At 68.8% G+C, this 25865-nt stretch carries 26 protein-coding genes; 14 read left to right on the forward strand and 12 right to left on the reverse strand.

The window, feature by feature from the left end:
* From LRS04_RS13840 to LRS04_RS13850, 3 genes are read right to left on the reverse strand one after another with little or no spacing between them, the layout of a single operon-like run.
* Window positions 1–138 carry a hypothetical protein gene (locus tag LRS04_RS13840; protein WP_257816863.1) on the reverse strand — a complete coding sequence of 46 codons (138 nt, stop codon included), beginning with the start codon at window positions 136–138 and terminating at the stop codon, window positions 1–3.
* Window positions 131–1066, reverse strand: coding sequence for an AMP-binding protein (locus LRS04_RS13845; protein WP_257816864.1), 936 nt, complete (start codon window positions 1064–1066; stop codon window positions 131–133). Before LRS04_RS13845 ends, LRS04_RS13840 begins: the two co-directional genes overlap by 8 nt.
* A complete protein-coding gene (locus LRS04_RS13850; RefSeq protein ID WP_257816865.1) occupies window positions 1066–1521 on the reverse strand; it encodes an AMP-binding protein in 456 nt (151 codons plus the stop codon). The genes LRS04_RS13845 and LRS04_RS13850 overlap by 1 nt, the downstream gene beginning before the upstream one ends.
* A gap of 274 nt (window positions 1522–1795) precedes the next feature.
* Here LRS04_RS13850 and LRS04_RS13855 point away from each other — a divergent pair, with 274 nt between their 5' ends.
* The 7 genes from LRS04_RS13855 (at window position 1796) to LRS04_RS13885 (ending at window position 9957) form a co-directional block, all read left to right on the forward strand.
* Window positions 1796–4045 (forward strand): TonB-dependent receptor, encoded by a 2250-nt coding sequence (locus tag LRS04_RS13855; RefSeq protein WP_257816866.1) that lies wholly within the window; start codon window positions 1796–1798, stop codon window positions 4043–4045.
* A 337-nt stretch (window positions 4046–4382) separates the two neighbouring features.
* Window positions 4383–6107, forward strand: coding sequence for an IlvD/Edd family dehydratase (locus LRS04_RS13860; RefSeq protein WP_257816867.1), 1725 nt, complete (start codon window positions 4383–4385; stop codon window positions 6105–6107).
* Window positions 6107–6862: an SDR family NAD(P)-dependent oxidoreductase gene (locus LRS04_RS13865; RefSeq protein WP_257816868.1), complete on the forward strand. Its 756-nt coding sequence runs from the start codon at window positions 6107–6109 to the stop codon at window positions 6860–6862. The genes LRS04_RS13860 and LRS04_RS13865 overlap by 1 nt, the downstream gene beginning before the upstream one ends.
* Window positions 6862–7770, forward strand: a complete 909-nt coding sequence (locus tag LRS04_RS13870) for a 2-dehydro-3-deoxygalactonokinase (RefSeq protein ID WP_257816869.1) — start codon at window positions 6862–6864, stop codon at window positions 7768–7770. Before LRS04_RS13865 ends, LRS04_RS13870 begins: the two co-directional genes overlap by 1 nt.
* Complete coding sequence (locus LRS04_RS13875; protein WP_257816870.1) at window positions 7767–8390, forward strand: 2-dehydro-3-deoxy-6-phosphogalactonate aldolase; 624 nt, start codon at window positions 7767–7769, stop codon at window positions 8388–8390. Before LRS04_RS13870 ends, LRS04_RS13875 begins: the two co-directional genes overlap by 4 nt.
* Window positions 8391–8959: 569 nt before the next feature.
* Window positions 8960–9706 (forward strand): alcohol dehydrogenase catalytic domain-containing protein, encoded by a 747-nt coding sequence (locus LRS04_RS13880; protein ID WP_257819118.1) that lies wholly within the window; start codon window positions 8960–8962, stop codon window positions 9704–9706.
* Window positions 9707–9723: 17 nt separating this feature from the next.
* Window positions 9724–9957, forward strand: a complete 234-nt coding sequence (locus LRS04_RS13885; RefSeq protein ID WP_257816871.1) for a hypothetical protein — start codon at window positions 9724–9726, stop codon at window positions 9955–9957.
* Here the strand turns inward: LRS04_RS13885 and LRS04_RS13890 are convergent.
* From LRS04_RS13890 to LRS04_RS13920, 7 genes are all read right to left on the reverse strand, one after another.
* Window positions 9947–10879, reverse strand: a complete 933-nt coding sequence (locus LRS04_RS13890) for a universal stress protein (RefSeq protein ID WP_257816872.1) — start codon at window positions 10877–10879, stop codon at window positions 9947–9949. The genes LRS04_RS13885 and LRS04_RS13890 overlap by 11 nt on opposite strands.
* Window positions 10876–11526: a helix-turn-helix domain-containing protein gene (locus LRS04_RS13895; protein ID WP_257816873.1), complete on the reverse strand. Its 651-nt coding sequence runs from the start codon at window positions 11524–11526 to the stop codon at window positions 10876–10878. The genes LRS04_RS13890 and LRS04_RS13895 overlap by 4 nt, the downstream gene beginning before the upstream one ends.
* A 70-nt stretch (window positions 11527–11596) precedes the next feature.
* The gene (locus LRS04_RS13900) at window positions 11597–12421 is read right to left on the reverse strand and encodes a hypothetical protein (protein WP_257816874.1); all 825 of its coding nucleotides are present in this window, start codon (window positions 12419–12421) and stop codon (window positions 11597–11599) included.
* Complete coding sequence (locus tag LRS04_RS13905; protein ID WP_257816875.1) at window positions 12418–13494, reverse strand: AI-2E family transporter; 1077 nt, start codon at window positions 13492–13494, stop codon at window positions 12418–12420. The genes LRS04_RS13900 and LRS04_RS13905 overlap by 4 nt, the downstream gene beginning before the upstream one ends.
* Complete coding sequence (locus tag LRS04_RS13910; protein WP_257816876.1) at window positions 13491–14225, reverse strand: universal stress protein; 735 nt, start codon at window positions 14223–14225, stop codon at window positions 13491–13493. The genes LRS04_RS13905 and LRS04_RS13910 overlap by 4 nt, the downstream gene beginning before the upstream one ends.
* 297 nt (window positions 14226–14522) lie before the next feature.
* On the reverse strand, window positions 14523–15290 hold the full coding sequence (locus LRS04_RS13915) for an SDR family NAD(P)-dependent oxidoreductase (RefSeq protein ID WP_257816877.1): 768 nt from the start codon (window positions 15288–15290) through the stop codon (window positions 14523–14525).
* Window positions 15291–15341: 51 nt separating this feature from the next.
* Window positions 15342–16061, reverse strand: coding sequence for a BON domain-containing protein (locus tag LRS04_RS13920; RefSeq protein WP_257816878.1), 720 nt, complete (start codon window positions 16059–16061; stop codon window positions 15342–15344).
* Here LRS04_RS13920 and LRS04_RS13925 point away from each other — a divergent pair.
* Window positions 16054–16890: a hypothetical protein gene (locus LRS04_RS13925; RefSeq protein WP_257816879.1), complete on the forward strand. Its 837-nt coding sequence runs from the start codon at window positions 16054–16056 to the stop codon at window positions 16888–16890. The two genes, LRS04_RS13920 and LRS04_RS13925, sit on opposite strands and share 8 nt — an antisense overlap.
* A gap of 196 nt (window positions 16891–17086) precedes the next feature.
* Here the strand turns inward: LRS04_RS13925 and LRS04_RS13930 are convergent, their stop codons facing one another.
* The gene (locus LRS04_RS13930) at window positions 17087–17275 is read right to left on the reverse strand and encodes a hypothetical protein (RefSeq protein WP_257816880.1); all 189 of its coding nucleotides are present in this window, start codon (window positions 17273–17275) and stop codon (window positions 17087–17089) included.
* A gap of 155 nt (window positions 17276–17430) precedes the next feature.
* Here LRS04_RS13930 and LRS04_RS13935 point away from each other — a divergent pair, with 155 nt between their 5' ends.
* The 4 genes from LRS04_RS13935 to prs all read left to right on the forward strand — a co-directional run bounded on the left by LRS04_RS13935 (window position 17431) and on the right by prs (window position 20896).
* On the forward strand, window positions 17431–17724 hold the full coding sequence (locus tag LRS04_RS13935; protein ID WP_257816881.1) for a hypothetical protein: 294 nt from the start codon (window positions 17431–17433) through the stop codon (window positions 17722–17724).
* A gap of 467 nt (window positions 17725–18191) precedes the next feature.
* The gene (locus LRS04_RS13940; protein ID WP_257816882.1) at window positions 18192–18455 is read left to right on the forward strand and encodes a hypothetical protein; all 264 of its coding nucleotides are present in this window, start codon (window positions 18192–18194) and stop codon (window positions 18453–18455) included.
* Window positions 18452–20017: a thymidine phosphorylase family protein gene (locus LRS04_RS13945; protein WP_257816883.1), complete on the forward strand. Its 1566-nt coding sequence runs from the start codon at window positions 18452–18454 to the stop codon at window positions 20015–20017. The genes LRS04_RS13940 and LRS04_RS13945 overlap by 4 nt, the downstream gene beginning before the upstream one ends.
* A gap of 144 nt (window positions 20018–20161) precedes the next feature.
* Window positions 20162–20896, forward strand: coding sequence for a ribose-phosphate diphosphokinase (gene prs, locus LRS04_RS13950; RefSeq protein ID WP_257816884.1), 735 nt, complete (start codon window positions 20162–20164; stop codon window positions 20894–20896).
* 147 nt (window positions 20897–21043) lie between these two features.
* Here the strand turns inward: prs and LRS04_RS13955 are convergent, their stop codons facing one another.
* Window positions 21044–21685, reverse strand: coding sequence for a TetR family transcriptional regulator (locus LRS04_RS13955; protein ID WP_257816885.1), 642 nt, complete (start codon window positions 21683–21685; stop codon window positions 21044–21046).
* A 289-nt stretch (window positions 21686–21974) separates the two neighbouring features.
* Between LRS04_RS13955 and LRS04_RS13960 the strand changes: the two genes are divergently transcribed.
* Both LRS04_RS13960 and LRS04_RS13965 read left to right on the forward strand, forming a co-directional pair.
* Window positions 21975–22865 (forward strand): sugar phosphate isomerase/epimerase, encoded by an 891-nt coding sequence (locus LRS04_RS13960; RefSeq protein ID WP_257816886.1) that lies wholly within the window; start codon window positions 21975–21977, stop codon window positions 22863–22865.
* A 71-nt stretch (window positions 22866–22936) separates the two neighbouring features.
* Window positions 22937–25864, forward strand: coding sequence for a TonB-dependent receptor domain-containing protein (locus LRS04_RS13965; RefSeq protein WP_257816887.1), 2928 nt, complete (start codon window positions 22937–22939; stop codon window positions 25862–25864).
* Window position 25865: the final 1 nt, after the last annotated feature.

Genomic DNA, 25865 nt, shown 5'->3' on the forward strand with positions numbered 1-25865 from the left:
TCAGATGCTGACCGCGCGGCCGGCCCAATAAGGCGCGCGCACGGCTCCCCGCTGGATCTTGCCGCTCGCCAGGCGTGGCAGCGTATCGGCGAAATCGATGGCCCGCGGCCGCTTGTAGCCGGAGAGGCGCTCACGCACGAACGTGAGGATGTCCTCGGCGAGCTCCGGGGGAGGGGCTGTACCCCGCCCGCAGTTCGACCACCGAGCGGACCTCCTCGCCCCACTCCTCATTGGGCGCGCCGATGGTGCAGACGTCCGCGACCGCCGGGTGCAGGCTGACCACATTGTCGATCTCCTGCGGGTAGATGTTGACACCGCCGGAGATGATCAGCTCGGCCGTCCGGCCGGTCAGGAAGAGATAGCCGTCCCCATCCAGGTAGCCCATGTCGCCAAGTGTGAAGTGATCGCCCTCGAACAGGGCGTCGGTCTTGGCGGCGTCTTTGTAGTAGCTGAAGCGCGAACCGGGATCCGCGCGCAGGTATACCTTGCCGACCTGGCCGGGCGGGCAGGGATGGCCGTCCTCGTTCAGGACACGGGCGCCTTGGTTCGGGTCCAGGCGCCCGACGCTTCCGGGCTTGTTCAGCCACTCCTGCGAGGTGATGACGAACCCGCCGCCGCCTTCAGTGGCGGCGTAGTATTCGGTCAGCACAGGTCCGAGCCAAGCGATCATGGCGCGCTTGGTCGCCACCGGGCAGGGCGCCGCGCCGTGGATCACCATCTTGAGCGACGACACATCGTAGCGATCCCGGATATCCGCCGGGAGCTGCAGCAGCCGCTGGAACATGGTCGGCACCATATGGGTGTGCGTGACCCGGTGTCGCTCGATGAGCCGCAGCGCCTCTTCCGGATCGAACTTCTCCATCATCACGATGGGCACGCCCGAGGCGAGCGGCCAGCGCACGTCCATCAGGAGGGGCGCGGCGTGGTAAGCCGGACCGCAGCATAGCGCCACGTCGACGCCGGGGTCGTAGGCGGCGTAGGTGCCCGGGCCCTGAGGCAGCACGGGCTCGGGTGAGCGCTTGTAAACCCCTTTGGGCCGCCCCGTTGTGCCCGAGGTGTAGAGCATCAAGGTTCCGTGCTGCGGGGCCGGCGGATCGTTCGGCGAGGCGCTCGCAAGGACGGATCGTAGTCGGCGAAGCCCTCCGCGGCGCCGCCGGCCATCAGCCGCACGCGTAGAGGCCCGGGCGCACAGGCGAGGCCGGCTTCGGCGGAACTGGCTTCGGCGATCAGCGCCCGAGCGTCGCAGTTCTCGACGATGTAGGCAGCCTCTGCAGGGGCGAGGCGCCAGTTCACCGGCGTCAGGCGCAGGCCGATCCGCATGGCGGCGAGATAGGCTTCGACGAAGGTCGGGCCGTTGCCGCAGATGATGGCCAGCCCATCGCCGGGCTCTAGGCCAGCGCGGCGCAGAATGTCGGCCAGCCGGTTCGCGCGTTCGTGAAGCTCAGCGAAGCTGCGCGTGCCGCCCGCCGCCACGATGGCCGCGTCGTGCGGTTTGGCTGCGGCCCAGGCGGCGCTGGCCATCCCCATTTCAGCGAGAGACGCGGCCTGATCCATCGGAGCTCCCCTATTGACGGGATGTTCAATTGCACTTGACGCAGTCGGCGTCGCCGCCTTAGCTATTGACGGTTAGTATAATAAAACAGGCCCGCAGGGAAAGGGCGTTGTCCGCCCTCGAGGCTGGTCAGGGGAAATGCTGATGAAGAGCCGCCTTGGCGCATTCGCCGCCGCCTCCGTCCTTGCTATCGCCGTTGGCACCGCCGCCTCGGCTCAGGAAGCGCGGGAGCTCGATGAGCTAGTGATCACCGCACAGAAGCGAGAGGAGAGCCTGCAGGACGTGCCGATCGCGGTGAGCGCGTTCTCCGGCGCGGCGCTCGAGCGAGCACAGATCGAAAACCCGCAGGACATCCAGTTCTCGATCCCTAACGCGGTGCTGGTCGGCAACGACCGCTTCACCCTGCGCGGCATCGGCAACAACGCCATCTCGTCCACAGCTGACAACGGGACGCAGACCTTCTTCAACGGCGCTACAGTGGCCCTGTCACCGCAGGACGAGTTCTACGACCTCGAGCGGGTCGAAGTGCTGCGCGGGCCGCAGGGCACGCTCTATGGCCGGAACACGACCGGCGGCGCCGTCAACGTCATCACCAAGCGGCCCACGAGCCAGTTGGAGGGGTTCGCCTTCGGCCAGGCCGGCAACTTCGATTCGGTGAAGCTGCAGGGCGCGATCAACCTGCCGATGGGCGAGCGGGTGCGCCAGCGCTTCGCTGGCTATTGGCTGAAGCGCGACGGCTACACGGAGAACCTCGCGACGGGGAACGGCATCGACGGCCGTGAACAGTTCGGCGTGCGCTCGACGACCGAAGTCGACCTGCCTTGGGCGGTCACCGGCCGCCTGACGCTGCAGTATTTCGAAGAAGATTCCAGCCGTGCGCGGGAGACCAAGCGGCTCTGCAAGGCGATCGCGGTGCTGGGCTGCTCGCCGAACGAGTTGGGATTCGACTCCCCGAACACCTCGGCCGTGATTATGCAGACCCTGCTGCGGAGCCCGATCTTCACCGGCATATTCCCGCCTGGTGGCGATATCTACGCCGGCGCACCGAACCCGCAGGACCTCCGGAAGATCGCGGCGGACTACGACCCGAAGACCGAGGGCGAGAACTTCATCGGCGTCCTGGACCTCTCGAAGACCCTCGGAAGCCTGACGTTCACGTCGCTGACAAGCTATTCGGAAGGAAAGTCGAAGGCGAGCACCGACTGGGACAACGCCGACCTGCCGTTCCGCTTCCTGCGGCCCATCACCTATCAGCTCGGTCCGGACCGGCAGGTGACCACCGATCGGCTGCTAACCATCGACCAGTTCACCTCGCGCAGCCGCACCTGGTCGCAGGAGCTTCGCCTGGTGTCGGACAACGATGGCCTCTTCAACTACACGGCCGGCGCCTTCTTCTTCGACAGCAAGGGCCGCTCGCGCTTCGAGATCTGGCATCCTGCCATCGAGTTCTTTACCCGAGCCATTGGCCTGCCGGCGGCGAGCCAGCATGTGGACAACGACACGCCCTATTCGCGAACGAAGGCTTGGGCCTTGTTCGGCGAGAGCTACTTCCAGGTCACCGACGCCACCAAGTTGACGGTGGGGCTGCGCTATACGGACGAGGAGAAGGCGATCCGCACGCGCAGTATCGTGCTGGCGGCGCCGACGCCCTACGTCGTCGCGGAACGCGACTGGCAGGAGTGGACGGGGAAGGTCTCCCTCGATCATCGACTCGATCTGAGCTTCACCGACGAGACGCTGCTCTATGCATCGGTGGCTCGCGGCTACAAGGGCGGCGGGCTGAACCCGGGCAACGCGGTGGATCCGGACTTCGAGCCGGAGACGGTCATGGCCTACGAGGTGGGCGCGAAGAACCAACTGCTCGGCCGGGCGCTGCAGGCGAACCTTGCCGCCTTCTACTATGACTACACCGACCTGCAGCTCGGGCAGCGGATCGGCGCCAACGCGGTGACGGCCAACGCCGACGCGAAGATCTGGGGCCTGGAGGGTGAGTTCCTCTGGCGTCCGACCGAGAACTGGCTGTTCGACAGCAACCTCTCCTACCTCAACACCGAGATCGGCGAGTTCCTGACGATCGACGCGGCCAATCCGGCGCAGAGCCTGACCACCCGGACTCCGGCCGTTCCGGTGAACCTCGCAGGCAACGAGCTGCCGTACGCGCCAGCGTTCAAGGTCAAGATTGGCGGCCAGTACAGCTTTGGGGTCGGCGACTGGACGGGGACGCTTCGGGCGGACCTGACCTGGCAGGATGAGTTCTACGCGCGTGAGTTCAACACGCCGAACGACCGGATCGACGGCTGGGCGCTGGCCGATCTGCAGGCGCGCCTCGTCCGCGACGATGGGCGGCTCGAACTGCAGGCCTTTGTGAAGAACGTGACCGCTGAGGACAACATCGTTTCGTCGATCATCGAAGACGCCCTGATCGGCAGCTACCGCAACGTGCGGCTGCTTGAGCCACGCACCTTCGGAGCCTCCATCCTGGTCCGCTACTAGCCGTACCGCGGACGTCGAGCGATCGCCGCGGCCTCCGCCCTGGCCGCGGCGATCGCAGGTAGTTTCGTCGCCCGTCCCGCTAGGTCCGGGATGGTTTACGAGAGGTAGTGCTTCGTTTGCCTTGACCGCAGGCGTGGCCGGGCCCCGTCGAGTGGAAGCTTACGGGCAGCCGCCTGGATTCCTTGCGCGCGGCCCCCGCGTGGCTGCGCCGGGCGCTGCGCAACCGCCGCCTTGGGTCAGGAAAACCCTGGCGGATCCCGTGTGGCGGACGCCCGCCGGCTCGGCCTGCATCGCGCCTGCGCGATGCGAGCCCCGGTTTTCAGAGTGGAGTGATGTGATGGCGAAAAAGCCGCTGCGCAGCCAGAGGAGCTATGGGAAGCTCGACCGTGACGGCTTCATCCACCGCAGCTGGATCAAGGGCACAGGCCTGCCCGACCACGTCCTCGACGGGCGGCCGATCATCGGCATCTGCAACACCTGGTCCGAGCTGGTCACCTGCCAGTTCCACCTGCGCGACCTCGCCGAGCATGTGAAGCGCGGCGTCTGGGAAGCCGGCGGCGTGCCGATCGAATTCCCGGCCATGAGCTTGCCCGAGACCCAGATGCGGCCGACGGCCATGCTGTTCCGCAACCTCCTGGCCATGGAGGTGGAGGAGAGCATCCGCGCCAACCCGATCGACGGGGTGGTCCTACTGGGCGGCTGCGACAAGACCACGCCCGGCCAGCTGATGGGGGCGGCGAGCGTGGACCTGCCGACCATGGTGGTCTCTTCCGGCCCGATGCTGAACGGCAAGTGGCAGGGCCAGGATATCGGCTCCGGCACCGACGTCTGGCGCTTCTCCGAGATGGTCCGCGCCGGCGAGATGAGCCTGAAGGACTTCCTTTCGGCCGAGAGCGCCATGAGCCGCAGCCACGGGACCTGCAACACCATGGGCACGGCCTCGACCATGGCCAGCCTCATCGAGGCGCTGGGCATGAGCCTGCCGATGAACGCCGCCCTGCCGGGCGTCGACGCACGGCGCAAGACGATGTCCCACCTGACCGGCAACCGGATCGTCGAGCTGGTGAAGCAGGACGTGCGGGTGTCGCAGATCCTCACCCGCCAGGCCTTCGAGAACGCCATCGTCATGCACGCCGCTATCGGCGGCTCGACCAACGCCGTGGTCCACCTCCTGGCACTCGCCGGCCGGGTTGGCGTGGAGCTCACCCTCGAGGACTTCGACCGCATCGGCCGCGAGAGCCCGCTCCTGGTTAACCTGATGCCGTCCGGCCGCTTCCTCATGGAGGACTTCTGCTACGCCGGCGGCTGTCCGGCAGTGATGAAGGAGCTGGGAGACCGCTTCCGCCGCGACGCCTTGACGGTCAGTGGCATGACCCAGGGCGAGATCGCCGACGCCGCCGAGGTCTGGAACCGCGACGTGATCGGCTCGGTCGACCAGCCGATCGGACCGTCCTCCGGCGTCTGGGTGCTGAGCGGCAACCTCTGTCCGGACGGGGCCATCCTGAAGCCCAGCGCCGCCACGCGCGAACTGCTCACCCACCGCGGTCGCGCCGTGGTCTTCGAGGACATCGAGGACTACCACGCCCGCATTGACGACCCGAATCTTGAGGTCGACGAGACCTCGATCCTGGTGCTCAAGGGCTGCGGGCCCAAGGGCTATCCGGGCATGCCGGAGGTCGGCAACATGGCCCTGCCGCCCAAGCTGCTACAGAAGGGCGTCCGCGACATGGTCCGCATCTCCGACGCGCGGATGAGCGGCACGGCCTACGGCACGGTGATCCTGCACGTCTCGCCAGAGGCCGAGGCCGGCGGACCGCTCGCCCTGGTGCGCAACGGCGACGAGATCGAATTCGACGGGCCCAACCGCACCCTCAACTTGCTGGTCAGCGAGGCGGAGCTCACCAACCGCCGGCGCGCCTGGGAGGCCGTCCGCCAGCCCTCGCCGTTTACCCGAGGCTGGTACAAGCTCTACATCGACACGGTCATGCAGGCCGACCAGGGTGCCGACCTCAGCTTCCTGGTGGGCAACTCGTCGAGCGAAGTCACTCGGGAAAGCCACTGATGGCCCCCTACGCCAGCTATCCCAGCCTGCGCGGCCGCACGGTGTTCATCACGGGCGGCGCGTCGGGCATCGGCGCCGAGTTCGTCGCCCAGTTCCATGCGCAAGGGTCGAAGGTCGCCTTCATCGACCTGCAGGAGGACGACGGCCGGACGCGCGCCAACCGGCTCCTGGACGGTGTCTGGTTCCGGCGCTGCGACGTCACCGACGCGGCCGCCCTGCAGGCGGCGATCCGCGATGCGACCGAGGCCCTGGGCGCGGTCACCGTCCTGATCAACAACGTCGCGAACGACACCCGCCACAAGGCCGTCGAGACGGACATCGCCGCCTGGCATCGGGGTCTCGCGGTGAACCTTGATCCGACCTTCGTGGCGGCGACGACAGTCTATCCGATGATGAAGGCCGCCGGCGGCGGCTCGATCGTCAACGTCAGCTCGATCAACGCCATCTGGGGCCCGGCGGACATGTCGACCTATGTGGCGGCCAAGGGCGCTATCAATTCCCTGTCCAAGGGCTTGGCCCGCGAGTGGGGCCCCGACAGGATCCGGGTGAACGCGCTGTCGCCGGGCTGGGTGATCACCGAGCGGCAGCTCGAACTCTGGCTGACGCCGGAGGCGGAGGCCGACTGGTCGACGCTGGTGGCCCTGAAGGACCGGCTGATGCCCGCGGACATCGCCCGCGCCGCCCTGTTCCTGGCGTCCGACGACAGCGCCATGATGACCGGTCAGAATATGATCGTGGACGCGGGACGGCTCTGATGGCGGAGGCCGCGCTGCTCGCCTGCGACTGGGGCACCACCACCCTTCGCGCCTGGACGCTGGACGCCGACGGCGGCGTGATCGACCACCGCGAGTTCGACGTCGGCGTCTCCCGTCTCGCGCCCGGCGAGGCCGCCGAGCGATTCCGCGACACCGTGCGCCCGGCGTTCGGCGCAGAGACCCTGCCGGCTATCCTCTGCGGCATGATCGGCTCGAACCTCGGCTGGACGGTCGCGCCCTACGCCGACTGCCCCGCCGGCCTCGACGACCTGGCCCGCTGCCTGATGGCCGTGGAGCCCGGCGTCCGGATCATCCCGGGCATGCGCAGCGTGGGCCTGGCCGGCGCGCCGGACGTCATGCGCGGCGAGGAGACCCAGCTGATGGGGTGGCTGGCCGCCGACCCCGCCCGCCGTCGGGGCCGGCGGGTAATCTGCCATCCGGGCACCCACGCCAAGTGGATGCTACTGGAGAACGGCCGGCTGGTCCGTTTCGTCACGGCCATGACCGGCGAGCTATTCGCCGTGCTCGGCCGCCACAGCGTGCTGAAGAGCGACGCGCCCGCTGGCGACGAGGCCGCCTTCGCCGAGGGGCTCGCGGCCGCCGGCGACGGCGACGCCCTGGCGGCCCGGCTGTTCACCGCCCGCTCGCGGGTGGTCGGCGGCCGCAAGCCGGCGGAGAGCACGCCGAGCTACCTCTCCGGCCTGCTGATCGGGGCCGAGGTCGCCGCCACGCCCCGGTTGCTCGGGCTGGTCGGCGACGAGCCGGTGACCCTGCTCGGCGACGCGGCGCTCTGTGCGCTGTACGAGACCGCGCTCACCCGGCGCGGGATCCCCCATGAGACCTTCGATGGGGAGGCGGCGGCGGTGGCCGGCCTCTACGCCCTGCATCAATTGGGAAGGGCGTCATGACCCTCGACGAAGCCCTGAAGCGATGCCCCGTGGTGGCGATCGTCCGCGGCGTCCGGCCGGACGAGGTGTTGGACCACGCCGCCGCCCTGCTGGAGGCCGGCGTGGTCGGCATGGAGGTTCCACTCAATTCCCCCGACCCGTTCGACAGCATCCGCAGCCTCGCCGCCGAGTTCGGCGACCGGATGGTGGTCGGCGCCGGAACCGTGCTCGCGCCCGGGCAGGTGGACGCTGTAGCGGAGGCCGGCGGTCGGATCATCGTCGCACCGAACATCCGCCCTGAGGTGATTGCCCGCGCGGTGGCGCGGGGCCTGGATCCCGCGCCTGGCTTCGCCACCGCCGGCGAGGCCTTCACCGCCATCGAGGCGGGCGCGCGGCATCTGAAGCTGTTCCCCGCCGTCACCTATGGCCCGGCCCACGTGAAGCAGCTGAAGGCTGTGCTGCCGGCCCAGGCGGTGGTCTGGGCGGTTGGCGGGGTCGGCCCCGATAGCATGGCCGACTGGTGGGCCGCCGGCTGCCGCGCCTTCGGTCTTGGCGGCGAACTCTACCGCGCCGGGCAGTCGGTTGCTGAAACCCGCGAGAAGGCCCTTCGGGTCATGGCGGCCATAAGCGGATTAGCCTGAGAATCTGACCGGCAGCCTTGCAACGATCGAATTCCCTTCAGGATCGAGGCTCAGACGCGACAGGCGCTTCTAGGGGCGGCACGCGCGTTGCCGTGTCGCCCAATCGCCTCTTGGCCGCGGGAAGCAGGGTCAATCCGCCGGAAATACAGCAACGTTACCCGCGGCGCTGCACACCTCGATCACCCTCCGCTCCTGGGTGCTACCCTTCTCGGACCTTCGAAAGGTCGGCTTTGAGCGGTGCGCTTTCTGGGGCAATGCCTTCGGCCGAGACTGCCGCACTTCCACGGGAGCCATCGACCTCCACGAGCTCCGCTGAATCCTCGAAGTAGCAATGACACTCGTCCACGGCCGGCTCTACGCCGCCGTTGGTTCCGCTGCCTTGTCTGGTGCAAGCAGGCGCTCTCGCGCGAGGCGCGACCCTGAGGTCGGTCAACACAGGGGAAAGTTTCTCGCTCCTGACCGTCTCCGGCCGCGCTGTCCGGGAGAGGCGGACTTGATGACGGTCATGGCCCTCGATCGGCGGCGGCGCAGACTACGGCGTCCGTCCTCCGGAGGCCGTCATGCTTGCGATGGTGCTGCACGAGCCGCGAACGCCGCTGCGGCTGGAAGTCCGCCCCGACCCTGAACCGTCTTCCGGCGAGGTGCGAATCCGGGTCCGCGCCTGCGGCGTGTGCCGCACGGATCTGCACGTCGTGGACGGTGATCTCGCGCCGCGCCGGTCGAGCGTTGTCCCGGGGCATGAGATCGTTGGCGTGGTGGACGCCCTCGGCGACGGGGTGGAGGGCGGCCTCCTCGGGCGCCGGGTCGGCGTGCCTTGGCTGGGCGAGACCTGCGGCCGGTGCAGCTATTGCGCGACCGGCGAGGAGAACCTCTGTGACCGGCCAAGCTTCACCGGCTGGACCCGCGATGGCGGCTATGCCGACACCGCGATCGCTCGCGCGGAATTCGTGTTTCCTGTGCCGGAGGACCTGTCTGATCTTGAGGCGGCGCCGCTCATGTGCGCGGGCCTTATCGGCTACCGGTGCTGGCGCAAGGCGGAGGCGGCGCGCCCGGTTCGGCGCCCTCGGTCTCTACGGGTTCGGCGCGGCGGCCCACCTGCTCGCGCAGCTCGCGGCTCACGTCGGCCAGAGCGTCTATGCCTTCACTCGCGAGGGCGACGCCGCCGCTCAGGACCTGGCGCGGGAGGTGGGATGCGCCTGGGCGGGGGCCTCGGGCGACGCTCCGCCGGAGCCGCTCGATGCGGCGATCATCTTCGCACCGGTGGGCGAACTGGTGCCCTTTGGCCCTGCGGGCGGTACGCAAGGGCGGCGCGGTAGTGTGTGGCGGCATTCACATGAGTGATCTGCCGAGCTTTCCCTACAGCCTTCTCTGGGAGGAGCGACGGCTCGTCTCGGTCGCCAACCTCACGCGTCGGGACGCCCAGGCCTACCTGCCCCTGGCGGCGCGCGCCGGCGTCCGGCCGCACGTCACGGCCTACGACCTGAGGTCCGCCAACCAGGCGCTGACGGACCTGCGCGCCGGCGCGTTCGCCGGCGCCGCCGTCCTCGTGCCCCGGCTCAGTGGCTGAGGAGAAGGTAGCGCGTCGGGTGGGAGAGCAGGGCGCGCGTTACCCCGCCGAACACCCATTCCGCCAGCCGACTGTGACCATAGGCGCCAGCGACGATCAGGTTCGCGCCGATCGCGGCGGCCTCGGCGTTCAGCTCGTCGGCGACGCTGCCATCGGGCGCGGTGACCACGTGGGCGCGGGCCGGAACGCCGCGCCGCCGAAGGGCGTCCACCACATCCTGGGTGGAGGTGCGGCTGTCGTCGACCTGAGCTTCCGTGCACACGCTCATCACCACGACGTCGTCCGCGTCGGCCAGCAGGGGAAGCGCGTCGGCCACGGCGCGGCGGGATTCCCGCGTATCTTTCCAGGCGATCACCACGGCGCGGGGGTGCGGCGCCGGCGGATCGGCCGGCGCCACCAGAACAGGCTTGCCCGCCCGCAGGACGACCTCCGCCGGATCGGCGACGCGAAAGGCGTTGATGGGCGGCGAGCCCGCACCCATGACGATCAGGTCGGCCGCACGCGAGAGAAGGACCAGAGCGTCGGCCGGCGCCATCCGGGCGGCGCGCCATTCGCCGTCTGCTTCGGCGCCGTCACGGCGGAACGACTCTTCCGCGCGCTCGAGGTTGGCGTCGACCTCATGGGCCAATTGGTCGAACACCTGCGCGGTCATCTCTGCGCCGTAGGGATCCGCGACGGGAATCGGCTCCACCGTTTCCGCTTCCAGGCCGATGAGCCTCGCGCCAAAGCGCTTCGCAAGGCCGGCTGCGACCTCCGTGCGCCGGGAAGAGGCGAGGCCAGGTTCCACGTGGACGAGCACGCAATCGTAGCAACCGGTACGGGCCGGGCGGTTAAGGGTGGTCTGGTCTCGGGCTTGCGTCATGGCGAGCCTCCCTTCGAATGCGGCCGGCGCAAGGCCCGCGGCCGCACGGGCCTGGATCATTCGGCGAGCCGCTCGAGGGCGTCCCTCTGCTTCACGGAGAACCGGCGGGCCGCGGCGAATTCGACGATCGCGGCGTCTTGCAGCTGCGTCAGGGTTCTCGAGACGGTTTCGATGGTGAGACCGAGATAGTCGGCCATGTCCTGACGTCCCATGGGGAGCTCGACAGCTGGATGAGGGCACCTGTCCGCCTGGTTCAAGAGAAAGGCGGCCACCCGCTCGCGGGCGGACCTGCAGCTCAGCAGCATCAGATGGCTCTGGGTGCGTCCGAGCTCCTTGTGCGTCTCGGCGAGGATCGCGGCCTGCATCGCAGCCTCGCCCGCGAAGGCGCGCACCGCGGTCCGCTTCAGGACCTGGACGACGCCGTCTGTCAGGACTTCCGCGGAGAAGCGGTGCCTGGGGCCGGCCTCGAGGCCGAAGAGATCGCCAGCGTAGTAGAAGTCGCCGAGGAGCCGGCGCCCGTCGCTTGCGAAGCGTACGGTCCGGACGGTCCCCGACACCACGCGATAGAGGAACTCCGCCTCGTCGTCCTGGGCATAGACCTCGGCATTGCGGGCGAAGCGCATCGGCGTGCCCAGCCGGTCCATCACCTCGACGATGCCCATGGCCTCTTCGGACGCTGGTGTGCGGGAAGCGTACGCCTGGGACATGTGGCAGATCCTTGCTCGATCGGCTTCACTGTGGGCCCAACGGGCGCCGTTCGACATTCGTGGCGGCTACTTACGTAGTTCCCCGGAAGGCGCCGGCTTGGCCGTGCTTCTGGTCGTAACCACGGGCGTGGCGGCGCCGGTTCTCCGCTGGATCTTCGGAGCCTACGGAGTGAGGGCGCTTGACCGTGGAATCTTCTGGATCAGCGGACGGCGCATTCGGCCGCGGATCCTGCTCGGCGGGGTCGGCGGCGGCCCGCGGGACCGCGATGACCGACGGCTGGAGGCGCCTTGACGGGCGGGCGGATAGCGAAGCCTCCGCAGTCTGTGACGCAGCGCCCGTTACGCGCGACGCGCCGTTGTGGCCAGGGCGACCAGGCCCATCCCGGTGGTCACGAACGCCAGTCCGAGCAGGAGGCCCGCTTCTCCGGCGTTTCCGCCTGCGACCTGCAGGCCAATCAGGGCCGCCGCCACGGAGGCTCGCGAGCGCCGAGCCGAGCACCCAGCGCCAGGCCCACAACGGTCTGAGGCGCAGCGCCATGGCCAACTGGACGCCGCCGTCCGTCACCAGAGCGGCGACCAGCACGATGACCACCGTGAGCGCGCCGACAGTCGGCCGCAGCGTCAGCAGCACCCCGCTTGCGGTCACCAGCAGAGCGCTCAGCAGGGCGGCCAGACGCAAAGCCGGCGGCGAGACCAGCAGGGCGACGGGCAGCATCACCGCGCCCGCCAGCCAGAGCGTCCATCCGGCGGCGAAGCCGAGGATCACGACCGGCGCCGGGTGGGCTGCGGCCGCCAGGCCGACGCCGACCATCGCCAGGCCGGCCAGGAGCAGCGTCGGAGCCCGGCTTGGTGTGGCGGCGAACAGGGGCGGGGGCAGGGCGCGGGCGGGCGTCACGGCCTGACCTCGGTCGCCGGCGACGCCAGGGCATCCCCGAGCAGCCGTTCCACGTAGAGAATGCGCACGAGCACATGCGCGATCACTGCCAGCGGGGTGGCGAACAGCACGCCCATCGGACCCAGGAGCACGCCCATCGCCAGCACCGCGAAGAGCGTGACCGCCATCGGCAGCTCGACCATCTGTCTCAGCACCAAGGGCGTGATCACATTGGCTTCGACCTGCATGGCGCAGACATAGATCACCGCCGCCCAGGCGAAGGTTGTCGGCCCCTCCGAGAGGGAGACCAGCAGACCGACGGCCATGGCCGCCGCGGGTCCGACGACCGGAACAAACTGTCCGGCGCCGGCCAGCAGTCCGAGACCCAGGGGCGCCGGCGCTCCAATGATCCAGAGCCCGAGGCCGGTCGTCAGCCCCACGAGCACCATGGAGATCACCTGTCCGGCCAGCCATCTGCGCAGCGCCAGGCCGCAGGCGTCAAGGACCCGCGCGGCCTCCGCCCGGGCCGGCCGCGGTAGCAGGCTCAGGAAGCCCTGCTGATAGGTGGCGGGATGGAACGCCAGGTAGAGCCCTGCGAAGAGCGCGATGATCGCACCGGCGACGCCCGACACCGCGCTTCGGGCGAGGGGTCCGAGCCAGGCGATCAGGCCTCCGCCGTCCTCGAGCCGGTGGAGGTCGGCCAGCAGCAGCGCTCCCAGCGGCGAGCGACCGAGGTCGGCCTGCAGGCCTCGCCACGCCGCAGGGACGAGATCCGAGAGCGTCTGGAGCTGACGCATGGCCTCCCATCCGAACAACCAGGCGGAGAGGACGATAAGACCGGTCGTCAGCAGCATCGCCAAGGTGAGCGCGATCGCCTGGTTCAGCCGCCCGAACCGGGCGATTGGCTCAGCCAGGGCGTGCAGCACGACGGCTGCGAGGATCGCGCCGAACCCGAGCAGCAGCACGTCCGACAGCCGGATGACGAGCGCGACGAGGAAAAGCATGGCGACGAAGATCGCCGCGCGGTGGACGAACGCGAAGTCGTCGAGTCGGGGCCGGGGGAGGCCTCCGGCATTTGTTGTGGCGGCGCTCAATGCGACAGGAAGGCGGGGCACGGCGGCGCCTCGAACATGGCCGCGGTCGCGCCGCCGAGCACGAACTCGCGCGCCCTTGAATGACCGAAACCGCCCATCACGAGCAGGTCGACGTCGCGGTCTTGCACATAGGATGCGATGGCCCGTCCGATGGGCTCGCCCCCGGCGTCGATCTCGTTCACCCAGGTCTCGATATCGTGCAGCCTCAAGTGCCTCTGGAGCTCGCCAGTCCCGAGCGCGGCCGGCAGGGCTTTCTCGCCGCGCACCACAAGGATGCGCACCGCACGCGCGGCCTGCAGCACGGGCAGGGCGTCGGCGACGGCGCGGGCGGCGACGCGGCTGCCGTCCCAGGCGATCGCCGCCTTGTCGAACTGCGCCGCCGGCTCGAACGCCCGGCCCTCCGGGAAGATGCAGACCGGTCGGCCCGAACCGAACAGCAGGGCCTCGGCGACGCCCACATCGGCAAGCATCTGTGGCCCGATCGGAATGAGCGACAGGTCACGCGTGCGCGCATGAGCGACGAGGTCGTCGGCCTGCAGGTATGTCGGGACTTTTTCGAAGATCGCATTGGCCAGGAGGCCGGCGCGGGCCGAAGCCGAGACGAAGGCCTGGACGGCGTGGCCGGCGTCCTGAGCGCTCCGTTCCTCCGCCTCCCGGGCCATGGCGTCGAGGCCAATCAGCGCGTTCGCAAGGCGGTTGCGCGGGACCTTGATGTCGGCCTCCAGCGCCACCGCGGTCAGCGCGCCTCCGAAGCGTCGGGCCAGCGCGGCGGCGCTTGCGATCGCCAGATCGGGCGTCACGTCCGGGTAGGTGAGCAGCGGGGTTATGATGTCCCGGAAAGCCATGTCGTAACCTCCTGCGGGGGCGCCGCGGCGTTCGCTTCGTGCGCAGCAGGCGCCCTTTCGGGAAGGACGGCCTTGATCGCGGTCAAGCGATCAAAGCCCGGTGCGCGTACGGCGGCGCCCGCGGGGGCGTGGTTCGCAGGGGGCAGCTTTGTTCGGTAAGGAGCGCGGCGGCGCTCGCTGCGGTCAGCGGGCCGTGTAGCCGCCGTCGATCACCAGCTCGGCCCCGGTGACGAGCCGGGCCTCTTCGGAGGCCAGGTAGACGCAGCCCCAGGCGACATCGTCGGGTTCGCCCATGCGGCCGAGGGGCGTGAGAGCGGCGAGGGCGGCGCGTCCGGCCCCGGGGGCGCCCGATTCCTGCAAGCGGCCTTCGGTCATGGGCGTCCGGATGAAGCCGGGATGGATGACGTTCACGCGGATGCGGTCCGGCGCATAGCTCACGGCGTCGTTCTTGCTCATCAGGCGCACCGCGCCCTTCGACGCATGGTAGGATGGGACGACGCCCGCGCCCACCATGCCACGGACCGACGACAGGTTGATGATCGATCCCCCGCCGGCCGCCTTCAGGTGCGGGACCGCGTGCTTGGTGCAGAGGAAAACGCCCTTCACATTGACCGCCTGGACCTGATCCCACTCGGCCTCGGTGAGCTTGTGCGTCGGCTCGTTCGCGCCTTCGACGCCGGCGTTGTTGACCAAGACGTCCAGCCGGCCGAACCGCGCTGTCACGCCGGCCATCACGCGAGCGACGTCGTCCTCCCGGGCCACGTCGCAGGTCCAAAAACAGCTGACCAGGCCGCGGTCGACCAGAGCGTCCGCCACCACGGCTGCCGGACGGTCCGAGGAGTCCAAGATGGCGACGGCGGCGCCGGTCTCGGCCATCCGGCTTGCGATCGCCCGTCCGATGCCGAGCGCGCCGCCCGTGACCACGGCCACCTTGCCTCGAAGCCTGCTCATCGGGGCCTCCTGCCTTCGGCGCGCGGCGTCGGCGAGACGTCCGCGCGCCGGTCAGCTGCCGACGCTGACGTGGTCCTCGACCACCTTCACGCCGGGCGCGGCCCAGGCGGCGCGTTCGATCACCTCGCGCTCGAACCAGGCACGCACCTTTCCATCGAGGCGCACACGGTCGCCGTCCACCGACACGCGGATCTCTCCGGCCTCGACCTCCGCCTGACGCTGCAGGGCGTCTTCGATGCGCTTCTTGATATCGCCGGCGGCGGGACGCGACTTCACGGTGACCGCATTGCTAAGGCCAAGGACACCGGCGAGACGGCGGATGTTGTGCTCAGCCGCCATCCGCTGATGATGCCAGTCCACCTCGCCCGTGAGCGAGACAAAGCCGCCTTCCACCTTTACCTTGATGGCGCCCTTCGGAATGGTCACGTCCCAGTCGATGAGGTTGGCCACCCGCTCGGCAATCGCCCGGTCCGTGAAGGCCTGCTGTTGCGGGCGGATCTGCAGGTCCTCCACGTAGCCCCGTACGCCCTTCAAGCGCTTGACCACGTTCTCCGCCGACACCTTTTGCAGGTAGGTGGGGACGTGGCCGAGCAGGTGCACGATCCCGTGCTCCACGGTCACGGCGACGTTCGATGCGTCGATGCTCGGCTCCCAGCCCAGCTCCTGCTCGACGAGCTTCTTCACCGTCTTGTCGTCCATGTTCGCCTCCTTGCCGATCTCGCGGCGAAGGAAAGGCTGCTCCTCCACATGCACCTCGGTGTTGATGCGCATCAAACATCCCAGCTTCACGGCGTTGTGGTTCGCCTGGGCGAAGGCCGGTTTGATCGAACGCGAAGCGGGACCTGGAGCGGGGCCATCCTGCGAGCAGGTGAAGTTCAGTCCGGAAGACGACGTGCTCACGATCAGCGGTGAGAAAAGGCGTGGCCGTTGGTGCCCGCCCAGGTCGTTTCGGACGGTCGGCAGACGGAATCTTGACGGTCGTCAACGCGCCCGGCGGCCTGCCTGCCGACACTTGAGCATGGTGTCCGCTGACGAGAGAAGACCGGGGACTCGGCCGATCGAGTTGCGGGTCCGTGAGATCGGCCAGTTGTTCCATACGCTGGATCCTCTGCCGTACCGGGAGCGCGACCTGGACCGCGACGTCGAAGATTACGTCACGGCCTGGGCAGGCGAGCTGCCGCAACGCGCGCCCATCGACATCCTGATCCGCCTGCCCGCCCGGGAGCGGGCGCGCGAGGCGGCGGGGCACGTCTCGGCGGCGTTCCGCAACTACTTCGCCTACCGGTCGCAGGTGGCGGGGTGGGAACTGCGGGCGCTGCTGCGCCAGGGCCGGACCGCCCTGGCGATCGGCCTCGCCGTGCTCGCGGTCTGCATCGTGGCGGGCCAGATCGCCGGGCGCTGGCCCGCCGCCGGCTATGTCGGCCGCTACTTCCAGGAAGGGCTGATCATCGTGGGCTGGGTGGCCAACTGGCGGCCGATCGAAATTCTGCTGTACGATTGGTGGCCGCTTGCGGAACGACGACGCCTCTACCGCCGCCTGGCGGAAGCCAGGGTCAGCTTGCTCAGTGACAATCCGCCCGAGGCGCCGCCGGGGCGTTGACCCACGTCAAGGCGATCCGCCGGCCGAGGCTGTGAAGTCGGGGCGTGTCTGGAGGAACTCATGAAGCCGCGCCGTCTCATAGTCGTCGCCGCCCTGGCGCTGGGCCTGCTCGGATTGTTGTTCGCCTGCCAGACGCGGTGGGATGTCCGTCCCCCCGTACATCGGCGCTCAAGGCGCGCTCCAGCCGGGATAGGCCTCACGACGCGGAGCGTGTCGGCGGGGTATCGCGCGGCGGCAGGGGCGCTTCGGACCGCATTGCGGCAAGGAGCGCGGCCTCCTCCTCGGCGAGCAGAGCCTCCGCCGTTCGTCTCTGCTCGGGATCGAGCTGCCCCTGCAGCACATGTTGATAGTGCCGGATGTTCTCGCGGATGACGAAGGTCTTCATCGCCGTCTCCAGGACCGTTGGAGAAGGATGGGTAATCAAATGATAACGCCATCGCGGTCTGGAGTCTCGTAGGCGCTGTATCGTGCTCCGCCCTCTTGTCGTTAAGCCACGGTCTGACTTGCGGGCCGGCGAGCGTTGCCGGGGCAGGCGAAGATTTGATCGGCATCGCGGTCAAGGGCGGCCGGGTGGTCGCTACTGCAGTCGATGTCGTCGATACCTGCAAAGATCGCGCTTCAGGCGCGCGGGCTGGCCAAGGTCTACCAGACCGGCGGCGGCGAAGTGCACGCGCTCCCCACCTCGGCGTCGATCCTGCCGCCGGTGTTCCAGACGATCGCGGCGGCGCTTTGGACCTGGTCGTCTCGCGGCTGGTGGAGACCGAGCGTGAGAAGATCCGGCTCCTGAAGGCGTTCGGCTCCAGCGATCCGGCGGCCGCCGCCCCGTATCTGTAGCTCGCCGGCGCGATCGCAGCGCTCGCCGCCTCCGCCGCCGTCCATCGCCAACCTTGAGGATGCCCACGGAGGGCAGGCTTGCGGCCGCTGGCCGCATGAGGTCGGCTCGGTGACGGTCGCTGCGGCGATTGATCGAGGTCAAACGCGCCGCAACTTCAAAGACCTATGTTCGGGCGCCGCGCGGCGAATGGGCTGCACGGCCCGGACGTAGCTGGACCGGCTGCGCCACCGCATCCAATGCCGCGACGCACGGACGCGACTGCGGAGTGAGCAATCAGATCCGGGTCTCGCACGTGCGAGCGAGATCCGGATCGCGGGAGGTTGCACAGGCGACAGGCCGCTGGTGATCCGTGGCCGCCAGGCCGGTTGAGGGACGCGCCGGGGCAGCGGGGTGCGCCCCTCGATCGCGCTGGAGCATGGCCGTTCCGGTCGCGGCGTCGCTGCCGACCGGTTGAGGAGGTCCCTGTTTGAATCGTCCCCTGAGCCCCGCCGACACGTCCGCCGACGCGACGCAGCTCCTGCCCGCCGCCTATCGCCTCGCTGCCCTCGGCGCCTGGCGCCGGATCGTGAACTTCGACGCCTTGGTCGACGAGTGCGTGGCGGATCGCCATGAGCTTGACCTGTTCGAATTTGCCCAGACGCCGGAGTCCGCTCGGCGGACCCTGCTAAACCACGGCAGGTGCTCGCAGGCGGAGCCCGGTTGGGACGCCGCTCGCGATATCCACGCATGACCGGCGTCGCCGAGCGTGCGCCGCCGGCCGGGCAGGCGCGTGTGGAACACGCCGCGCCCGTCGCCGGCCCGGCCGCGCCCCTTCGCGCCCGGCCCATCGCGCTCGACACCTACCGTGAGAACGTCATCCTCCTCTCCCGCCATTGTGCGAGCCTCCGGGCCGAGCGCCTCTCGGGACTGCGGAAGGTGGAGGTGCGTTCGGCGGCTGCGACGGTTCTCGCCACGCCCATCATCTGTGACGATGACGCTATGGTCGGTCCTGCGGAGGTGGGGCTGCCGCAGCCGGTGTTGCGGCGCCTTCGCGCGGCGTCCGGCGACGCCGTGTCGGTTTCGCCGGCGCGGCCTCCTCACAGCATGGATTTCGTGCGGGCGAAGGTCGCCGGCGAAACCCTTCCAGCTGCCGCCTATCGCCAGATCGCCGTGGACCTGTCCGAGCACCGATGGTCGGACATGGAGGTCGCGGCCTTTCTCATGGCCTGCGCGGCCTTCATGACGCCCGAGGAGGTGCTGTCGCTCACACGAGGGATGATCGCGGCGGGGAACCAGCTATCCTGGCCGCGCGGCCCGGTGGTGGACAAGCACTGCATCGGCGGAATCCCGGGCAACCGGACCTCCCTGATCGTCACGCCGATCGTCGCCGCCCACGGGCTGCTGATGCCCAAGACCTCGTCCCGCGCCATTACCTCTCCCGCCGGCACCGCGGACACCATGGAGGTGTTCGCGCGGGTCGATCTCACCGAGGATGAGCTTCGCGCGACCGTGGAGTCCTGCGGCGCGTGCATCGCCTGGGGCGGGCGACTGCGGCTGTCGCCGGCCGACGACGTGCTCGTCTCCGTCGAGCGCCCGCTGGCGATCGACACGCCCGAGCAGATGGTGGCCTCGATCCTATCCAAGAAGGTGGCCGCGGGATCGCAGCACCTCGTTCTGGATGTGCCCGTCGGCCCAACCGCCAAGGTGCGTAGCCGGGCGGCCGCACTGCGCCTGAAGAAGCTGTTCGAGTATGTGGCCGCGGGTGTCGGCCTCTCGATCGAGGTCGTGCTGACCGACGGGCGGGCGCCGGTTGGACGCGGCGTGGGTCCGGTGCTGGAGGCGCGCGACGTCTCCGCTGTGCTCGCGCGCCGGCCGGACGCGCCGCGCGATCTGCGGGAGAAAGCGATAGCCCTGGCTGGCCGCGTGCTGGAGGCCGATCCCGACCTGCCGGGCGGCTCCGGCGCGCGCCGCGCACGCGAGCTGCTCGACAGCGGCGAGGCGGAAGCCCACATGCGCAGGATCTGCGAGGCCCAGGGAGCGTCGCCGGTGAGCAACGCGCCCGGCGGGCTGGTGCACGAGGTGACCGCCTGCCGCGACGGCCGGATCGCGGCCCTCGACTGTCTGCGGCTGGCCCGGGTGGCGCGCCTCGCGGGCGCCCCCATGGACCCCGGGGCCGGCGTCGAGCTGCTTCGCGACGAGAACGACCCCGTCCGGCGTGGCGAGCCGATCTACCGGATCTACGGCTCCGAGCCGGCGGAGTTCGGCTTCGCGGTGGAGGCCTCCGACGAGGATTGCGGAGTGAAGGTGGCGTGACAGGGCATCTGGTCGCCTTCAGGGACGAGGCGGCGCCGGCGCGAAGGCTGGCGCGCGCCTTGGGCGCGACCCTGAGGTTCGTGGATCTTCACGCCTTCCCGGATGGCGAGACCTTGCCTCGTGTCCCGCCGGCGACAGGGGGAGGTGCTGGTCTACCGCTCACTGGACCGACCGAACGCCAAGCTTGTGCCGCTCCTGCTGACGGCGGACGCCCTACGCCGCGCCGGGGCCTCCCGGTTGGTTCTGGTCGCCCCCTACCTCTGCTACCTGCGCCAGGACACCGTCTTCCGGCCCGGCGAGGCGCTCAGCCGGGACGTGGTCGCCCGTCTCCTGGCCGACGCCTTCGATGAGATCCTGACCGTCGACCCGCATCTGCATCGCACCGGAACGCTCGGCGAAGTCTTCGGGCGGCCGGTCATGACGGCGTCCGCGGGCGGCGTCCTCGCGGCCCGTCTTGGTCCGAGCAGCGATACGGTGGTGGTCGGCCCGGACGAGGAAGCCGGACGCGTCGCAGCGGCGCTGGGCGCCGCGCTGCGCGCCCCGCATCTGACGCTCCGTAAGCAACGGCAGGGTGACGAGGCGGTGGAGATCGCACCGCCGCCGGCGACGCTCTTCCGACACGCCCGCGCCGTGCTGGTGGACGATATGTGCTCGACGGGAGGCACCTTGGCGGCCGCCACGGTCAGCCTCTACGCCGCTGGCGCGAAGACCGTGGAGGTGGCCGTGACTCACGGGCTTTTCGTGAGAGGCGCGCTCGCGCGGCTGACGAAGGCCGGCGCGGCGCAAGTGGTGGCGACCGACTCCTGCGCCGGCGTGTGCAGGCCCGCGCCACTCGCCGCGACCCTGGCGGCGGCGCTCGACCGGGCAAACCCGCTATAAGTCTGACCGGTTTCAGGCGTGGTCTAAACTCCGCTCCTGACCCTTAGTTGACCTGCGGAACGTCAGCTCTGGGTTGGTTTTGCGCCGAAGGTCGACTTCAGGGGCCGCGCGCGAACGTCTGCTTATGGCGCAGAGCAGACCCACCGCTCAATCGGCGGCGCTGACCCAGCGGAGCACGGTGTCGATAGCGATCTCGCGGCGGGCGGCGACGGCTTCATGCGAGGTCATGTCCCAGTCGAACACCTTCGAGAAGGTGTGCTGGTTGGACACGAAGTGGAAGCCAAGGGCGCTGATCGTGAGGTGGAGTTGTCGGGCGTCTAGGCCCGCCCGAAAGTCGCCGGACTGCTCGCCGCGTTCGAGGATCTCCCGTAGGCGCTCGATGATCCCGCGGTTTGCCTCCCGCGTCGCGACGTCCAGGTGTTCGGCGTAGTGGATGTTCTCGTTCATCACGAGACGGACGAACATCGGATGGCTGTTGTGGTAGTCGAAACTGACGCCGACGATTGTGCGCAATGCCTCCCGCGGCGACAGCAGTTCTGTGCGGACCGTCGCCTCGGATTGGCGGATTCCCTCATAAGCGCGCGCCAGCACGGCTTGGTAGAGGCCCTCCTTGCTCCCGAAGTGGTAGTAGATCATCCGCTTGCTGGTCTTCACCTGGTCGGCGATGTCGTCGACGCGCGCGCCGCTGAGACCCTTGTCGGCGAATTCCTTTAGCGCGACCTCCATGATCCGCTCCCGCGTGCCAAGGGCCTCAACCTGGGCCTCGGCGGTCTTCGTTCGAGCGGTCATCTGCATTCACCCTGCGGCCCTGCGGCGAGCCTCGTCCTGAAGTTGAGGCGTGGCGCCCGTCACGGTTCGGGTCAACCAAATAGTGACACGTACCGGTCCGTACAAAGTTGACACGGACTGGTTAGTATCACATTGTCCTCATCGACGCGCCACAGAGCGCGGACCAAGGGGGAAGTCGGACATGCGCTCTCGCCGGGAGACGCTCGCCCTTATAGGGGCCACGGCTGTCGCCGCAGGCTCCGGCGGCCCCGCCGAAGCGGCGGGTGCGGGCCCGGGGCCGGTCCTCAGCTTGGTTTCACGTCACCTTCAGTGGACGGATGTCGAAACAGGGATCGAGGTCGCCCGCGCGGCTGGATTTCCCGGCATCGCCTGGACGGTGCGCCCCGGGGCGCACATCGAGCCGGCCAACGTCGAGAAGGAGCTGCCGAGGGTCGTTGAGCTGAGCCGCAAGGCGGGGCTCGAGACGCCCATGGTCATCACCGGGATCAGCGATGCGGCATCGCCGCGCGCCGAAGCGATCCTCGCCACCATGCAGGGCCTCGGTCTGAGGCGGTACCGGGCCGGGTCCGTCCGGTACGATTACACGAGGGAGCTCGGCCCGCAGTTCGACGCCTATCGCGCCAAGTTGGAAGGCCTGACGGCCCTCAGCGCCCGTTACGGCGCCACGGCCATGATCCACACCCACTCCTACGCCAACACCATCGGCGGCAGCGCGTGGGACCTCTGGATGCTGCTGCGCGACCTCGATCCGCGCCACATCGGCCTCAACTACGACATCGGCCACGTGATGGCGAAGGGCGGCGCCGGCTGGATGGAGAGCGCGCGCGCCGCGAACCGGCATATCCACGCCTTGTCCGTGAAGGACTTCCTGTGGCGCCGGACGCCGGACGCCCAAGAGGGCCAATGGCCCTGGCGGACGGAGTTCGTGCCCCCCGGGGAGGGGATGGTGAACTTCCCCGACGTGTTCCGCTACTTCCGCTCGATCGACTTCAGGGGGCCGATCGAGACCTACTACGAATACAAAGTTCCCCTGCCTAACGGCGCCCAGATGGACATGCTGGGGACCGACTACGGGAAGTGGAAGCTCGAAATCCCGCGCTCCCAGTTCCTCGCCTACCTCAAGCGAGACGTCGATTTTTACAAGCGCAGCCTTCGCGAGGCTGGGTTCGACATCGTCTGACAGCCTTCAAAACCAGAAACAACCAGCGCCCGGCAGACAAGCCGCCCGCGCAAGACAATAGGGAGGAAGCGTTGCGCCTCAGCCATCTCTGCTCCACCGCCTCGGTGTTCGTACTGCTTCTGGCCGCCCAGGCCGCACAGGCTCAGACCTCGCCTGCGCCGGCCGGCGCCGATGAGGCGGACGTCGAGGAGGTCGTGGTCACCGGGACCCGCATCGTGCGTCGGGACTTCGTGGCCACGACGCCGATCATCACCGCCACTGACGCCGCCTTGCGCGACACCGGGCGAGTGAACGTGGAAACGGCGCTCCAGCAGCTGCCGCAGTTCACGCCTGCGCAGGACGAGAACAACAACGCCGAAGCCAACGGCGGCGGCGGACGGGCCACGGTCAGCCTCCGCGGCCTAGGCGAGACCCGCACGCTCGTCCTGATGGACGGCCGACGGCTGCCGCCGTCCAACGGCCAGATGGTCGTGGACCTCAACACGGTGCCGATGGCGATCATCGACTCGGTGGAGGTGATCACCGGCGGCGCCTCGGCGGTCTACGGTTCCGACGCGATCGCCGGGGTGGTCAACGTCAAGACCAAGCGCCACTTCGACGGCATCCAGGTGAACGCCAACTACGGCGCCGCCTTCAAGGGCGACGGGGTCCGCAAGGACATCGCGGTCACCGGCGGTTCGGACTTCGCTGACGGGCGCGGCAATGCGCTCGTCTCGGTGGGCTACACCGACCGTGGAGAGGTGAAGAGCAGCAACCGCGAGTTCTTCCGGTTCGGCGGGCCTTCAGGGACCCTGCCTCAGGGCGCTTTCGCGCCGACCTCCGGCAACCTTCCCAGCCAAGCGGCGGTGAACGCTTACTTCGCCCGTTATGGCGCGGCCGCAGGCGTGGTGCGCAACACCTTTGCCCTGGGCTTCAACGACGACGGCACCTTGTTCTCGCAGGTGGCCCCGATCACCAACTACCGGGGTCCCGGCGTCGACGGCGGCTTCACAACCGATACCGGCCAGATCATCTACAACACCACGCGCGACGCCTTGCTGACGGTGCCGCAGCAGCGGTATTCGTTCTTCTCCAAGTTCGACTACGAGGTGTCCGAGAACCTGAAGGTCTATGCCCAGGGGATCTACACCAACTCGATCGTGGACACCCAGATCGGCTTCACGCCGGTGGGCGCGAACATCAACACCGTCCCGGTTACCAACCCCTTCATCCCGGCCGACCTCCGGTCGTTGCTGGCCAGCCGGCCGGACCCGAACGCGCGCTTCACGTTCAACAAGCGCTACATGTTCTCGCCGCGGCGTTGGGAGGAGGACTTCAACACCTACCAGATCGTCCTTGGGGCCGGGGGCGCTCTGCCGGTCAAGGACTGGACCTGGGACCTCTACGGCCTGCACGACGCCACCAGCCTGGTAGAAACCCAGGAGGACTACATCTCACGGACGCGAATCCAGCAGCTGCTGGACGCGCCAGACGGCGGCAATGCGCTCTGCGCGGGCGGCTTCAACCCGTTCCAGGGGCTCGAAGGGGAATTCTCCCAGGCCTGCATCGACTATGTGTCGATGGACCTCCACTCAACGACCAAGGTCACGTCCGACATCGTCGAGGGTTCGGTGCAGGGCGGTCTGTTCGACCTGCCGGCCGGCGAGGTGCGCTTCTCGGCGGTGGCCAACTCCCGACGCAACACCTTCAACTACTCGCCAGACACGGTGCTCGTGCTGGGCGATCTCGGCGGTGTCGGAAACACGCGGCCGAGTCGCGGCTCGATCGACGTCTGGGAGATCGGCGGCGAGCTGCTCGTACCGCTCCTCAAGGACCTGCCGTTCGCGCAGTCCGTCAACGCGACCTTCGGCCTGCGCTACTCCGACTACGACGTCAGCGGCGGGGTCTGGACCTACAAGGCCGAGGGCGACTGGCGGGTGACGCCGTCGATCCTGATCCGCGGCGGCTACGATCGCGCGGTCCGCGCGCCGAACATCACCGAGCTCTACAGCGCGCCGACCCAGGTCACGACCCTAATCGGCTCGGTGCCGAGCGCCGGCGACCCCTGCGACACGCGCGGGAACGTTCGGCGTGGCGCGAACGCCGCCCAGGTGCGGGCGCTGTGTATCGCCCAGGGCATCCCGCTCGATCTCGTCGACAGCTACGTCTACACGGCAGGTTCGGTGGGCACCCAGGTCAGCGGTTCGACGGAGCTCGATCCGGAAAAGGCCGACACCTGGACATTGGGCGTGGTGTTCACCCCGCAGTTCGACAATCCGTGGCTGGGCCGCCTGATGATGTCGGTGGACTACTACAGCATCAAACTGGCCGACGCGATTTCGACCACCGGCGCCCAGACCGCGATCAGCAAGTGCTACAATCTCGATGGCAGTAATCCCGGCTACGACGCGAACAACATCTACTGCCAGCTGATCGATCGAACCTTCAACGGACCAGGCAGCCTGCGGATCATCCAGCCCTTCCTCAACCTCGGCGGCTACAAGACCTCGGGCGTCGACACCCAGGTGGACTGGACCTTCGACCTGCCGGAGATGGGCCTCGGCGACCGGGCCGGTCAGCTGCAGTTGAGCACCGCCATTACCTATGTGTCGGAGTTCGCGATCCAGCAGCTGCCGGGCGACCCCTTCCTGGACTACTCGGGCACGGTCTCGTTGCCGCTGGCGGCCATTCCGACTGTGCCGGAGTGGCGGGCCCTCTCCAGTGTCCGCTACACCAACGGGCCGTTCGAAGCCGGGGTCCGGTGGCGTCACATCGCAGCCATGGATGACGTGACCGCGGTGACCCGTCCCGCGTCGCCGGCGCGTGGCGTGCCGTCTTACGACATGTTCGATCTTCTGGGCGGCTGGCGGATCACCGACGACATCAAGCTGAACGTCACGCTGTCCAACATCACCAACGAGAAGCCGCCGGTTGTCGCCGAATCTCCAGGCAACACCCAGCGCGGGCTCTACGACGTCCTGGGTCGCACCTACCTCCTCAGCCTCCAGGCCAAGTTCTAGA

The sequence above is a fragment of the Phenylobacterium sp. J367 genome, from assembly GCF_024699985.1.
Classification (GTDB): domain Bacteria; phylum Pseudomonadota; class Alphaproteobacteria; order Caulobacterales; family Caulobacteraceae; genus Phenylobacterium.